This is a genomic window from Dapis purpurea BLCC-M126, assembly GCF_050015975.1.
In the GTDB taxonomy this organism is placed as follows: Bacteria; Cyanobacteriota; Cyanobacteriia; order Cyanobacteriales; family Microcoleaceae; genus Trichodesmium.
Genome location: NZ_JBNHER010000276.1, coordinates 1 through 14,994 on the forward strand (window position 1 = coordinate 1; position 14,994 = coordinate 14,994).

Genomic DNA, 14,994 nt, shown 5'->3' on the forward strand with positions numbered 1-14,994 from the left:
AATCCAATATCAAGATAAAAGCTGTTTCATTTTTCTACAGTTTTTTTCGTACGGTTCGCGAATATCTAGAAGAAGACAAACAAGAAATCGGTGAGTTAAAATTCTTACATGATGGTAAGGAAGATAAAAAGAAGAAAAAGAAGAAGAAAAAGAAAAAATAGTAGTTTTTTACTTAGATTATATGATGTTTATGACACAGAATACTATATAAAAATATGGTAGGAATAATTAAATTGAGTAGATATTCCCCAACGATTTACACAAACAAATAAATTACATGGACATCATATTCAATAATTTATGCAGAATATTTGTCAAGTAGAACACATAAAAATATGTATTATATTTGTATGAACTTATAATTTAATACACCTGAAAAATTTTATATTTTTATTATTTTTCAAGTAGCAACTTTGACTATATAATGTATAAATATTTGGAGTCAATTGTTACAAGTTGTCATTAACCAAAGCATAATTACTACCAGGGGAGAAATAAACATGAAGCATCAAGATTGGTTTTTGACTGGAGACGGTCAATGTCAACCTTGTGAAACTGTTAATGAATGGAAATTATTAAGAGAAAATTATCGGTTTTATCGATTTTTAACAGAACTTGAAGATACGTTAAAAGATACTATAGATGAAGCTAGTTGTTTGCCAAAAATTAGATTTTTAGTCAGACAATTTATGACTAATTCATACTGGCTGCAAACTCAAGAACCAGAACCTTGTGAAAAAACAGGAATATCTGTTACTTTATTGTATGATGAGTTAGGATTTCCCCTGACAGTACAAACAGTAAAATTTATGCCAGGAGCAATTTCAACAATTCATAATCATGGTACTTGGGGAATAGTAGCAGTATTAAAAGGTCAGGAAAAAAATACTTTCTGGAAACCTAGTCCTGACCCAGAAAATAAATATAAAATTGAAGTAGCTGGAGAGCAAATATTACAGCCTGGAGATTTAATTAGTTTCACTTCTGATGCTATTCATAATATAGAAGTAGTTGGAGATGAACCTACATTAACTTTTAATATTTATGGTGAAACAAAATCTTCTGAAAGGTTTGAATTTGACCCAGTTGCTCAAACTGCGAAAAAATTCTGAAGAAGGAAGAAGGATTCAATAATTAATAATTAACAATTAATAATTATCTCTTTTGATAAGGAAGAGGATTGGCTAAAAGGAATTTTTTTATTTTTTCTCCATGAATTGAGAGGCTTTGTATCTTAAATTTTAAGGAGGAAGAAGAAAGACAACTGCAACTCAGTAATATCATGTCCGGATAATTAGTGATAGTTTTCATTATCCATTATCCATTATCCATTATCCATTATCCATTATCCATTATCCATTATCCATTAATAATGTCTAATCCTTTACTTTCTCTCAACTATGAACCTGCCATTGAAGCTTTAGGCGGTGACTATTATGATGAGGTACTTGCTGCTGAATTTCCCCAACATATTTTGCGATTTCGTAACGATAAATTACTCCCGAAAATAGGACTAAATTCTCAAGATGTTAAGAATGAGCATTTTATTGAAGCTTTTGGTAAATTTCATTGTGTCGGACCTTTTTTAGCCCTACGTTATCACGGTTATCAATTTGGTGAATATAACCCTTACTTAGGAGATGGTAGGGGTTTTCTTTATGGTCAAGTGCGTGGCATAAATGGTGAATTATATGATTTTGGCACTAAGGGTTCGGGTAGAACGCCTTATTCTCGCAGTGCTGATGGTAGACTTACTCTCAAAGGCGGGGTGCGCGAGGTCTTGGCTGCTGAAATGTTGCACCGTCATGGGGTTCGTACTTCCCGATGTCTGAGTTTGATTGAAACTGGGGAAGGATTATGGCGTGGGGATGAACCTTCTCCTACTCGCTCGTCGGTGATGGTGCGTTTTAGTCGTTCTCATATTCGGTTTGGTACTTTTGAAAGATTGCATTTTTTTAAGCGCCCGGATTTAACGAAAAAGTTATTAGACCATGTAATTGATTGTTATTATTCTCATCTGAAGGAAGAGAGCGACTGCTACCTTTTATTCTACTCGGAGTTAGTAGAAAGAGTTGCTAAATTAGTTGCTCAATGGATGGCTGCAGGATTTTGTCATGGTGTATTAAATACAGATAATATGTCAATTACTGGGGAAAGTTTTGATTATGGTCCATACTCTTTTATTCCCACTTATGATCCTAAATTTACAGCAGCTTATTTTGATTATTCTGGTCTTTACCGTTACAGTCATCAACCATTAGTTTGTAAGTCAAATTTACACCTACTTCAAGAAGCATTAGCTGCGGTTATTGAGCGAAAGAATATGAGGTCAGCTTTAGACGAATTTGATGATTGTTATCTGCATAAATATAGGGAATTAATGATGAGAAGATTAGGGTTTGAACAGTTACCTGAAGCAGATGCAGAAAAGTTACTTCAGCTAACTATAAAAATGCTGACAGATTCTCAGGTTGGATACCACGATTTCTTTTGTGAATTGAGACAAAAATTTTCTCCCCAATGGCGTGATGATATTAGTCAGATTTTTGCTGATTTTGAACAGCCAGAGTTAATAGAGCAGTGGCGACAATATTATTATCATCTTTTGCAGATTTATTCTGATAATGAATTAAAGGAAATGACGGAAAGGTTACAACAATATAATCCGCAACAAAGTTTAATTAGACCTGTAATTGAGTCAGTATGGGAACTAATTACATTAGAGGATAATTGGCAGCCATTTTATGATTTATTACAGCAAATATATGATTGAAGAAGAAATAATATCATGTTCAGATAATCAGCGATAAAACTACGTTTCGCTTTGCGTTTCATGTCGCGAAAGCGAAACAAAAAGTTTTTGTTTGTAGTAGGGCTTAAGCCCTAAGTATATATCGGGCTGAAGCCCTACTACGAACTTTAATTATAACTATTCAACCGGACATGATATAAGGAAGAAACTAAAGAGTAAGAAGTGAAAATTAAATGGGGATACTTTTACCGAAGAATTAAGGTATAAAGCATCTCCTTTAAAGGAGAAACAAGCGGTCGTTTCGGCTCAGAGCCGACATGAATGCGGAGCATTCCGAAGGATGGGATGGCGAGGTTTCCCGCTCTTACAGAGCCGCGAACGCTTTTCATGTCGTGCAGCGAAACGCCATATCCAATCGACCAAGAGAGAAAAAATTTTCCCTACCGCGTCAATCCTCTTCCTTTTAGGGAGAGGTAATTATCAATTATTCATTATCAATTATCAATTATTGAACAAGCTATAAACCCCAACCAATTGTAAACACCGTGTATACGCTATATATTTCTGGTCAACTTACGATCATATTTTTCCCAATTTTAGGCATAAATCAGTGGGAAAAGAAACTGGTTTAACCGCCTATATAAAAAGGTTAAATAATACTTTACCTCAAAGAATTTCTCGGTTGGGCAGGAAGACTTTATCTTTTTCTACAAAAACTAGAAAATTCTTGGGTGCTATAAGGCAGAGCCTAGTGGCAGCTATATTGCATCTTCATAATTTTATAACTACATCTACACGGCTACCATTAATTCATATAATTCATCATAGGTCAAGAGATTATTTTCATTACCAAAAATGAATTCTTCAAAGTTAGTTGTAGTCATGGTAATACCATCTCGTTCAAACATAACCTTATTGTTATTAGCACCGAAACTGATATTGTCAAATTCCTCTATGTTATAAGAGCCAAGGCTGAATATATCATCACCATCACCACCATTTATTTTAGCGTCACCGAAACCTTCAACAAAGTCTTTCCCATTGCCCATTCTTATATTGACGCCACCTCCAAAACTGGAGGCTTCTACTGTATCAGCTCCATCACCCATATAAATGTCGCCGCCAAAAATACCGTAAGAATCGCTTCCACTTGCCTCACCAGTTAGAATATCCTTTCCAGCTCCGGTACGAATCTCACCGTTGGTGTTGTCAATAGCGATCGCCTTGTCCTTAACCTTGGCAAAAGCATCGGCAACAGACTGAGCCAAAGCTTGATTTCCCGGAGTACCACTCAACAAAGCCAAAGCTGCAGATTGTGACAAGCCCTCAGCACTGGAAGTAGCCGTAGCATGGATAGTATCCCTACCTTTAACTGTAGTAATTTTGCCATTTTTATTATTAATACCTCTGGCAATGATGGTTGCCTTAGCTAAACTTTGAGCAAATGCTCCAGCGAAAGCCGTGAGACCATCTGAAACAGGGGCTTTGGCAACAGCCTCGACGATAGCGGAGGCATCTGCTGTAGCTGTTGCGACTGCTGCCACAGAACCTTCCGTATCGCCATAAATACCATCCTGACCCTGACCGTTGTTAATTTCGCCACCGGAGTTATCAATACCATCGGCAGTAGACCTAACTTTTATGGAGGCAAAAGCATTAGTAATCACACCAGTATCAGCAGTATCAGCAATAGCTATAGCTTGAGATACGGTTTGTGCTACAGCAGAGATGTTGGCTGTTGCAGTACCTTCTACTAGATCGCGTCCTCTTCCTGTCTTGAGAATCCCTTTGTTCTTAATACCATTGGCAGCAACATTATTCCCACTAAATTCCGCAGAGGCAATAACAGAGTTGATGTTTTGGGCGTTTTGGGCTGCTGCTCCAACAAGCACTCCCATACCAAAGTCACCATTTACAGAGTCAGTACCAATTAGCTTATCACCTCCTCTACGTGTTTTGATAATGGAGGACTTGGGGTTGAAGAGTGCAATCCCCAGATCGATTACATTAGAGGTTGAATCAAACTTTACTTGACTCAAGTCCAAACCTGTCATAAACAATACCTCTTAAAACGATAAATTAAAAACTACAAGCAGTCCATACCGGACATCTTATTGGTACTTAAAAATTTTCTGGTTGAAAAAATGCCTGTTTGCATAGCATGACCTAGGAAAAGTGAGTCTAGACAAGAAAATAGCCTCGATGCCTTCAACAAGGATATTTTGGCAGCACTCGGCAGGAAAAACATCGCCAGAAAAGGATTTATACCTTTTTGACGTAAAAACCTATACCTATCTATATTTGACTCTATTTATCTAAGTCCTAGGATGCTTTGAACAAGTTAACTTTAACTTTGTTTTGTTTTAATCCTTTAACATAATTTAATCTTATCCAGAATAATTCGGAAGTAGTTGCCAATTTGGCAGATTTATTCGGGAAGTCGGCATTGCTGAGTGGTGGGATGAATATTAAGTAGGACAGGCATCTTGCCTGTTCCTGCCTGTCCGAAAATATAAGGAACGGGCAAGATGCCCCCAAACACAAAACTATTACAGTGCTTTTCAGTTGAGTAGACCACAAAAATGTTGTAGGAGTAAGGAGTAAGGAGTAATGAGTCAGTAGTATGATTGTGGTTTATTCATATGAAAACCGCTGTAAAATCCCAAGCGCATTTATGCGATGCCGGGAAGTGATATCGAATCCGGTAGCATCGGTATAATACCATTTTGATAAATGTTTGTTACAAATAGTAGAAGTAAGGAAGAAGGAAGAAGGAAGAAGAGGTAAATATAAAAAAAAAGGGGAAAATGATAGAGATAGCTATCTAAAATTAATTGGGGCAGCTATTTTTCAACATATCCGATAAAGATTGACCTTTTTGTAGCATTCTTTTTTCAAAGTGGTATAATTAGATAAACAGGGTGGGGAGGATGGGAAGTGTAGGGAGATGTGGATATCTAGAAAGATTTAGCAATAGCTGAAGATGGAACATTTTTTTATACCGAATTAAGAGGATTTGATATCAAGTAGGGGAGCTGTCAGATTGGCGATGTACAGGAGTCAGGAGAGTACAACGTATTTTCGTTATTCAAGCCGCAAAGTCATTTAGAGTAAAATAAAAAGTTGTTCCTTCTCCTACTTGAGAATCACAGCAAATTAAGCCTTGATGACGATTAATAATTCTTTTGACAATTGACAAACCAATACCAATTCCTTGAAACTCATTATCTGAATGGAAGCGCTTAAAAGGAGTAAATAATTCTTCAAAATTTTCTATATTAAAACCTGCTCCATGATCTTTAATAAAATAAATTCGATCTAATTTTTGTTCACATAAGTTTTTGTTTTGATAACATAAATAGCATTGATTAATAATTGAATCTAAATTTTGTTTTTCTGAATATAAAACTCCAAATTCAATATAAGTAACATCTTTTTTAGATGAATACTTCCAAGCATTACTAATTAAATTTTCTAAAGCAATTGTTAAAAAGTTTTGATCTGCTTTAGCTATAACATTGGGATGAATTACTAATTCTAATTTTCTTTGTGGTTCCTTTCTTTGGAATTTTATCAGTATTGATTCAACTATATTACTTAAATCCATTAATTCAAGGTTTATGGCACTTTTTTTAACCTTTGACAACAGCAGTAAATCTTTAATAATTTGCTGCATCCGAGCAGTTGATTCAGAAATAACATGAAAAAATTCTTGAGAGTTTTGAGTGGGATGATTATGATTTTTATATTCTTCTTGGAGAAAATCAATTAATGATTCAATATTCCCTAATGGATTCCGTAAATCATGAGCTACACTATAACTAAAAGCTTCTAATTCTTTGTTAGTTTCTTCCAGGGTTAATTCTAAGTTTTTCCTTTCTGTAATATCTCGGACTGTAATCGCAACACCATCTCCTAATTTAACAGCGATGAAATGATACCATTTTCCTTCTACTTGGTCATTATAATAAACATCTTTCTCTAAATATTTTGCAGTTTCTACTACATTAACAAAATTATCAAATAAGTCATAATCAATTCTATCTAAAAATTTTTTCAGCACTAATTTACCAATTAAATCTTGTGGTTCTCGATTAAAAGCTCTAGCTATAACTGGATTAACAACTAAACAAGAAAAATCAATAATATTTCCCGTTCTCCTATCCCTTAATGCTGACATAGCTGCAATCCCATCAAGAGAAGAATTTAAAATACTAGAAATTAAAGCCCTAGATTGATATAAAATAGCTTCTGCTTCTTGGCGTTGTCTAATTTCTTCTTTAAGATTATTTTGTTCTATTTTTAATAATTGTCTTTCTTCTTCTAATAGTCGTTTTTGTTTTTGAATTGTTAACTGACTTTTGATTCTTGCTAAAACTTCTTCTTCTTGAAAAGGCTTAGTTATATAGTCTATTCCTCCTACTTCAAAAGCTTTTACTTTATCAAAAACTTCATTTAAAGCACTAATAAAAATTATAGGAATTTCCTGGGTTTTAGAATTCGCTTTTAAGGATTCACAAACTTGATAGCCATCAAGTTCAGGCATTTTAATATCTAATAAAATTAAATCAGGAATATCAGTTTCTATAGAAACCAAGGCGCTTTCGCCATCAATGGCTTTTTTTACTTGATAATTATGATTTTTTAAAAGAGTAGCTAAAACTTTTAAATTTTGCAGGTTATCATCAACTATTAAAATAATTCCTTCACAATTTTTCTGTGATATAGTATTCATCGTTTTATAGTTTATCCTAACTCATAGCTTTAATTTTTCTTCCTCTTCATTTTTTATGGAGTATAAGCGATCGCTCGATCGCGCCCTTCTTGTTTCGCTATATACAGAGCTTTATCCGCCATTTTAATCAAAGCATCCGGTGAACTTTCTGAACTAGGAATGATACTGGCAATACCCAGACTAGCAGAGAGAATTGAACTTACCTTTGATTCTTTGTGAGGAACTGCTATTTTACGAACAGCTTGTTGGATAAGTTCAGTGATCGAACTCGCCCCTTGCAGATTTGTATTAGGCAAAATAATCACAAATTCTTCACCTCCATAACGAGCAATCAGATCGTAAGGACGATTTAAGACATTCTTTACAGCTTGGGCAACTTGCTTTAAACAATTATCTCCAGCTTGATGTCCGTAAAAATCATTATATAATTTAAAATAATCCAGATCGAATAATATCAGAGATAAAGGTTGCTTTTCTCTTTGACAACGTTGCCATTCTTTCAATATAGTTTTCTCAAAAATACGACGATTACCAATTCCTGTTAATTCGTCTGTGGTTGCGAGATAATTTAGTTCTAATTCTAGCTTTTTCCTGGCCGTAATATCTCTTACAGTAATGGCAAAACCATCAGCTAATTTAACGGCAATAAAATGATACCATTTTTGCTCTTGTTTATATTCATAAGTAAAGTCTTTTTCTAAAGGTATTCCTGTTTCTACGACTTCAACAAAGGCGGGAAATAAATCAGGATCAATTTTATGAATAAATTTTTTAAACACCAATTTACCGATTAAATGTTCTGTTTCTTGATTAAAAACTTCTGCAATAAGAGGATTAACTACTAAACAGCGAAACTCCTCAATATTTCCAGTTTTTGGATTTCTGACTGCTTCTAAAGCGGCAATCCCATCAAGGGAACTATTGACAATACTAGAAATCATTGCCCTAGATTGATATAAAATTTCTTCTATTTCTTTCCTGTATTTAATTTCTTGCTTAAGTTTTTCTTGTTCTTTTTCTAATGATTCTTGTTTTATCTTTAATAATTTTTGTTCTTCTTCTAAGAGTTTTGACTGTCTTCTAATAATTAACTGACTACTGATTCTTGCTAAAACTTCTTCTTCCTGAAAAGGTTTAGTAATATAGTCTATTCCTCCCAATTGAAATGCTTTAACTTTATCCAATACTTCGCTCAAAGCACTAATAAAAATTACTGGAATATCTTGAGTTTGAGGATTAGATTTTAATTTTTGACAAACTTCATAACCATCCATTATGGGCATTTTTATATCTAATAAAATTAAATCCGGCATATCAGTTTCTACAGCAATCAGAGCATTTTCTCCATTAATAGCTTTTTTGACTTTATAATTGTTGTTTTTTAATAAATTTGCTAAAACTTTTAAATTTGAAATTTGATCGTCAACAATGAGAATTGTAGCTTCTAAATTTTGTTTTTGTAAATGATTAGGTTGAATCATAATTATATTTTGAATCTTTTCAATAATAATTAGTCATAAAATAGATTCAAGAAGTTGTCGAATTCTCTGAAATTGGAAATCATCAACTAAAGTCTTTAACTGCTGCCCTAATAAAGATTGAGCTACAGGAATCTCATCAATTAATTCTTCCATCATATCATCATCTAGAGCTTTACTAGCAAAATAGACTTTTTCCAACCATTCAGTGGGCATTGTCTGTAAATCTTCTACTGTTAAACTCGATAATTCAGTAATTGTTTGAAATTGAGTATTTTCTTCGTAAATATATTCAACTCCTAAATGCTTTTGCATCGTTTCAAAAATTATTGATTCTCGGAAAGGTTTTCTGACAAAATCATCACATCCTGCTGATAAAATAATTGCTTTTTGTTCTTCTAATACACTCGCTGTTAAGGCTATAACTGCTGTTGCATTTCCTTTAGTTGTGCCTTTAATCTGTTGAGTGGCTTCATAACCATCCATTACTGGCATTCTCATATCCATCCAAATTAAATGAGGTTGCCATTTTTCCCAGATTTCAATTCCTTCTTTTCCATTTGTGGCTTCTTTTAATTCAAATCCTAATGGTTGTAATAGCTTAATCAATAATAAACGATTAGTCGGGCGGTCATCTACAATTAAGATTTTATAACGGATTTGATTGGGTTGTAAGCCAATTACATGACGTGGTTTTTCTTGAGTTTCTATATCTGTTTTGTTGACAACTTCTACTTCAATATCAAATCTAAAAGTTGTACCTATTCCTACTTGACTTTTAACAGTAATATCTCCTCCCATTAATTGCACAAATTTACGACTAATGGGTAATCCTAATCCTGTGCCTTCTTGACTATTTTTACCTGTTTCAGTTTGAGCAAATGGTTCAAATAATTTACTCATTTCATCTTCAGCTATTCCTGTTCCTGTATCTCTGACTTCAAAAATAATAGTTGCTTTTTCATTATTACCTTTCCCCCTTTCAAAGGCTTTTCCAAAATTTTTATCCCTTTGAAAGGGAAGATTAAGGCGGGATTGTTTTTGACTAATAACTGTGACACTCACACCCCCTTCTGAGGTAAATTTAATTCCATTATTGATTAAGTTAATTAAGACTTGCCGGAGTTTAGTTTCATCGGTATAGATATATTGAGGTACACAATCTTGATAATCAAATATTAATGTTAATCCTTTATTTTCTGCTGTAATATGTAATAAGTCTTCCAGTTCGTTCAACAAGGAATAAAAATCAAATTTATTGGCATTCAGATTCATTTTCCCGGCTTCAATTTTAGATAAGTCTAAAATATTATTAATCAAGGTTAATAAATAGCTACCACTATTATTAATAATAGTTGTATTTTCCTTGTCTTCTTTTGATAAACTCCCAGAACGGAGCATAATTTGCGAAAAGCCTAAAATAGCATTTAAAGGAGTGCGTAATTCATGACTCATATTGGCGATAAAAGTGCTTTTTGCTTGGTTTGCTACCTCTGCTTTTTCTTTCGAGGTTTGAAGTTGTAATTCTAATACCTTGCGTCGTTCAATTTCCTGCTCTAGTGTTTGATTCCAAAAGAAGATAACTATCGTTCCACCAATTCCTCCAATTAATAAAATAATCAGCCACTTAGGTATGGTTTCTTTTACATATTCTTTACCACCATACCAATGGTTATAGGCTTCGTAATAGATGGATTGTCGATCTTGCTTCCATTGTTTGAGATATGTATCAATGGTTTGACGGATATCATCATGTTTACCTTCTGGGGTAGCAAATGTTGATTGAGTTGGGTGAAAAACAATTGAGCTTCTTTCAACTTGATAGTTTTCTTCTTGGAGATATCCAAAAGTACTGTTGACAACACCAGCATCAACTTTTCCACTTTCAACTAATTCAAAGACTTTCGACTCTGTTAAAACTTTAATAACTTGTGGCTGAATGTCAAAATCACGAGTAACTGCCATAAAATTAGATGTGTGGATACTACCCTTAAGTACAGCAACTTTTTTTTGATCTAAATCCGGTAAAATTTTAATTTTGCTGTTGGGTTTTAGGTAAACAGTTCCCCACTTGATGGCTACAGGTTCATCCACAAAATCAGCAAATCTATCTCGCTCTTCTGAATAGGATATAGAAGTAAGTAAATCAATTTCACTGTCTTTCAGTTTTTGAAGGTTAGCATTCCAGTCGTCATATACATATTCAAGTGTCCATTGTTTGCGTTTAGCAATCTCCTCTAACAAATCAATAAATAATCCTTGAGGAATACCCTTATCATCAACAAAAACACCTGGTGGATTATTTTGAACACCAACTTTGATTGATTTTTCAGCTTTAGCTACACAATCAGAAAATATGCTCAACAACCCGATTACGAATACTAAAAAGATACGAATTTGGAGCTGCATAGACTTTGTAATGGAAATGGTATTTTACTTAAGTATTTTACCAAAAAGATAACTAAATATTATATAAATATTCTTTGATTGATAGGCATTGTCTGAAAATTATCTACTTGAAAAGAAAATTAGATATCAGCAGTAAAAAAAGGAGAATTTTATGGTTTTTATGCTTAATAATTTTAATTGAATATTCAAGGATTATTCTAATAATTGTCTAATAGTCTGAAATTGAAATTCATTCACTAAAGTAGTTAACTTTTCCGCTAATAAAGATTGGTCAACAGGAATTTGTACAATTAGTTCTTCCATCATATCATCATCTAAAGCTTTGGCAGCATAATACACTTTTTCTAACCATTCAGTGGGCATTCTTTGTAAATCTTCTACTGTTAAACTTGATAATTCAGTGCCAGTTTGAGATTGACTTTCCTCTTCGTAAATATATTCCACTCCTAAATGCTTTTTCATCGTTTCAAAAATTATTGATTCTCGGAAAGGTTTTCTGACAAAATCGTCACATCCTGCTGATAAAATAATTGCTTTCTGTTCTTCTAACACACTTGCTGTTAAGGCGATAATTGCCGTGGCATTTCCTTTGATTGTACCTTTAATCTGTTGAGTTGCTTCGTAACCATCCATTACTGGCATTCTCATATCCATCCAAATTAAATGAGGTTGCCATTTTTCCCAGATTTCAATTCCTTCTTTTCCATTTGTGGCTTCTTTTAATTCAAATCCTAATGGTTGTAATAGCTTAATCAATAATAAACGATTAGTCGGGCGGTCATCTACAATTAAGATTTTATAACGGATTTGATTGGGTTGTAAGCCAATTACATGACGTGGTTTTTCTTGAGTTTCTATATCTGTTTTGTTGACAACTTCTACTTCAATATCAAATCTAAAAGTTGTACCTATTCCTACTTGACTTTTAACAGTAATATCTCCTCCCATTAATTGCACAAATTTACGACTAATGGGTAATCCTAATCCTGTGCCTTCTTGACTATTTTTACCTGTTTCAGTTTGAGCAAATGGTTCAAATAATTTGGGCATTTCATCTTGAGTTATTCCAGCTCCTGTATCTCTAACTTCAAAAATAATAGTTGCTTTTTCATGACTTTCCCTTCTTTGAAAACTTTCCCTGCTTTCAAAGGGGGGATTAAGGGAGGATTCCTTTTGAGTACCAACTGTTACACTTACACCACCTTCAGATGTAAATTTAATCCCATTATTGATTAAATTAATTAAGACTTGGCGGAGTTTAGTTTCATCGGTATAGATATATTGAGGTACATGATCTTCATGGTCAAAGATTAATGTTAAACCTTGATTTTCTGCTGTCAGATGCAATAGGTCTTCAATTTCGTTCAAGAAGGAATAAAAATCAAATTTATTGGCATTCAGAGTCATTTTGCCGGCTTCAATTTTAGATAAGTCTAAAATATTATTAATCAAGGTTAATAAATAGCTACCACTGTTATTAATAATTGTTGTATTTTCTTGATGTTCTTGTGATAAACTCCGAGAACGAGTCATAATTTGCGAAAAGCCTAAAATGGCATTTAAAGGAGTGCGTAATTCATGGCTCATATTAGCAATGAAAGTGCTTTTTGCTTGGTTTGCTACTTCCGCTTTTTGTTTAGCAATCGATAATTGTTGATTCGACTCCGTGAGTTCAACAGTTCGCTCTGCTACTCGTTGTTCGAGAGTTTCAAATGACACTTGTAATTCCCTTGCCATAAGGTTGAAAGACTGAGCTAATTCCCCAATTTCATCACTACGATCGCTCTCCACTATTGTCTTTTGATGCCATTCTCCTTGAGTCATACTTTTTGCCCCTTGGTTTAATTTCAAAATTGGTCGCGTAATCCAACCTGCGGTAAAAATACCTAAGATGATAGCGATAACCAAGGCCAAAATACAAAGGGCGATCGTGATTCTGGTATTGGCATGAATCTGTGCCATAAATTCTGACTGCGGGACAATAATGGCGATCGTCCAATCAGGATGAGATATTTCTATGTCTAAAGGGGTAAGTTGTAACCAATATTGCTCTTGCTCCCAACGAAATTGCGATCGCGTCACTGTATTTCTGTCTCTTGCTAAAGTTTGCCAATGAACTGCTGCTGCTGCAATGGCATGATCTTTGCTCTCGCTTGGTTTCAATCGTTGAAAAGACCCATGATAGTTACCAACATTATCAGTTTTCTCCCTAATTTCCGGTGTAATAAATGGACTTTCATCAATAGAAGTTGCCAGCATCCAACCATCCTCATCGACGATCGCGATACGACAACCATGACAAATATCTAGGGATTTCAAAAAATCTTGTATCAATGTCAAACCCACATTGACTGCAAAAATTCCTTGCAACTGAGCTTGGGAATCAAAAAACGGCGCATAAGTGTTAACCGCGAGAATAGGAAGTTTACCGACTTGAAAGGATTTTGTCCAACCAGGAGCGCCATCTCTGACTGCACCTTGATACCAAAGGGTATCTTGGATAATGAATGGATCAAGAGAAAAAAGCTCTTGGGTACGATTTCCTCTTTCATCCAAAAGATACATAGTCAAACGCTCTGGGCGTTCAGAATCAGAAATCATCCCTTCAATGCGTTCTTTATTTCTGCGATGAGTCACTCGAAACGTTCCGTCAGGGAAACCCAAGAAAATACCAGTGACGGTTTCAAATTGTTTGATGCGCACCCATAAGAGTTGCTCGACTTCAGCTAAATTGTTTAAATTGACTGTTTGACTTCGGACTGCTTCAATATTCATTTTGTTAATTTGCATTGCCGTCTGGAGATTCTGCTGAATATACAAATTAACTCGCTCTACCACTTCTGTCATCAAGCGTTCTGAGAGATTTTGTACTGCCTCCTGACCACTTCGATAAGACAAATAACCTACCAGTCCAACGCTTATCAGCAGTTGCATCACAAAAGGGACTATCAATACCATCCGCAGAGAAAGTTTATGGAACAATGAACTCAAGTACCTGTTTGGCATTTTTTAGTTACCATCCTTCCCATTTATAGCGCGTAGCGCAAGTCAAAAGTCAAAACTAATCTCTGACTGAGTTCTCGCGCGTCTCAAATTTATTATCTGCTACAAGTTTAACTTCTGAATTCTCAATTCTGACTTCGCGATCGCTACACAATCATAGAATAATACCAATTTTATAAATGTTTGCTACAAATGGTAGAAATAAGGAAGAAGGAAGAAGCAAGAAGCAAGAAGGGATAAACATTCAAAAAAAAAGGGAAAACGATAGATATAACTATCTAAAATGAATTGGAGTAGCTATTTTTCAGCACATCCGATCAAGAGCTACCTTTTCGTAGCATTCTTTTTTCAAACTGGTATAATTATTATGTTGAATATCAAAATTAGGATTTTCATTACAGCGGTTTTCATTTCAGTAGACTACAGTAGGGGCGAATGGCCATTCGCCCCTACAGAGTTTTGGTTATGACTATGTGGTTTATCCATCTGAAAAGCACTGTAATGGATAATGAACAATGAATAATGGAGAGTGGCTCATAAAAACTCTCTTCTTATATCAATTATCAATTATCCATTGAAACGGAGAGGCAATAAAGCCGAATTGATTAATTATCAAT

At 34.4% G+C, this 14,994-nt stretch carries 7 protein-coding genes and 1 pseudogene; 3 read left to right on the forward strand and 5 right to left on the reverse strand.

The window, feature by feature from the left end; translation table 11 throughout:
* Positions 1-500: 500 nt before the first annotated feature.
* The 3 genes and pseudogenes from ACP6PL_RS25450 to ACP6PL_RS25460 all read left to right on the forward strand — a co-directional run.
* Positions 501-1,112 carry a cysteine dioxygenase family protein gene (locus ACP6PL_RS25450; protein WP_426548128.1) on the forward strand — a complete coding sequence of 204 codons (612 nt, stop codon included), beginning with the start codon at positions 501-503 and terminating at the stop codon, positions 1,110-1,112.
* A 260-nt stretch (positions 1,113-1,372) separates the two neighbouring features.
* On the forward strand, positions 1,373-2,773 hold the full coding sequence (locus ACP6PL_RS25455) for a protein adenylyltransferase SelO (RefSeq protein WP_426548129.1): 1,401 nt from the start codon (positions 1,373-1,375) through the stop codon (positions 2,771-2,773).
* 541 nt (positions 2,774-3,314) lie between these two features.
* Positions 3,315-3,491 (forward strand): annotated as a pseudogene (locus tag ACP6PL_RS25460) (IS1 family transposase); the annotation flags it as partial.
* A 52-nt stretch (positions 3,492-3,543) separates the two neighbouring features.
* On the opposite strand, the gene ACP6PL_RS25465 reads toward ACP6PL_RS25460, so the two are convergent.
* The 5 genes from ACP6PL_RS25465 to ACP6PL_RS25485 form a co-directional block, all read right to left on the reverse strand.
* Positions 3,544-4,806: a hypothetical protein gene (locus tag ACP6PL_RS25465; RefSeq protein WP_426548130.1), complete on the reverse strand. Its 1,263-nt coding sequence runs from the start codon at positions 4,804-4,806 to the stop codon at positions 3,544-3,546.
* A gap of 1,034 nt (positions 4,807-5,840) precedes the next feature.
* Entirely contained in the window at positions 5,841-7,487 is a 1,647-nt protein-coding gene (locus ACP6PL_RS25470; protein WP_426548131.1) for a response regulator, read from the reverse strand.
* A gap of 53 nt (positions 7,488-7,540) precedes the next feature.
* A complete protein-coding gene (locus tag ACP6PL_RS25475) occupies positions 7,541-8,968 on the reverse strand; it encodes a diguanylate cyclase domain-containing protein (RefSeq protein WP_426548132.1) in 1,428 nt (475 codons plus the stop codon).
* Positions 8,969-9,001: 33 nt separating this feature from the next.
* Complete coding sequence (locus tag ACP6PL_RS25480; RefSeq protein ID WP_426548133.1) at positions 9,002-11,374, reverse strand: ATP-binding protein; 2,373 nt, start codon at positions 11,372-11,374, stop codon at positions 9,002-9,004.
* A 192-nt stretch (positions 11,375-11,566) separates the two neighbouring features.
* Positions 11,567-14,332 carry an ATP-binding protein gene (locus ACP6PL_RS25485; RefSeq protein ID WP_426548134.1) on the reverse strand — a complete coding sequence of 922 codons (2,766 nt, stop codon included), beginning with the start codon at positions 14,330-14,332 and terminating at the stop codon, positions 11,567-11,569.
* Positions 14,333-14,994: the final 662 nt, after the last annotated feature.

Bases quoted from the DNA above. Each gene is read 5' to 3' on its own strand.
- ACP6PL_RS25465 (WP_426548130.1), bottom strand. From the start codon at position 4,806: ATGACAGGTTTGGACTTGAGTCAAGTAAAGTTTGATTCAACCTCTAAT.
- ACP6PL_RS25470 (WP_426548131.1), bottom strand. From the start codon at position 7,487: ATGAATACTATATCACAGAAAAATTGTGAAGGAATTATTTTAATAGTT.
- ACP6PL_RS25455 (WP_426548129.1), top strand. From the start codon at position 1,373: ATGTCTAATCCTTTACTTTCTCTCAACTATGAACCTGCCATTGAAGCT.
- ACP6PL_RS25485 (WP_426548134.1), bottom strand. From the start codon at position 14,332: ATGGTATTGATAGTCCCTTTTGTGATGCAACTGCTGATAAGCGTTGGA.
- ACP6PL_RS25480 (WP_426548133.1), bottom strand. From the start codon at position 11,374: ATGCAGCTCCAAATTCGTATCTTTTTAGTATTCGTAATCGGGTTGTTG.
- ACP6PL_RS25475 (WP_426548132.1), bottom strand. From the start codon at position 8,968: ATGATTCAACCTAATCATTTACAAAAACAAAATTTAGAAGCTACAATT.
- ACP6PL_RS25450 (WP_426548128.1), top strand. From the start codon at position 501: ATGAAGCATCAAGATTGGTTTTTGACTGGAGACGGTCAATGTCAACCT.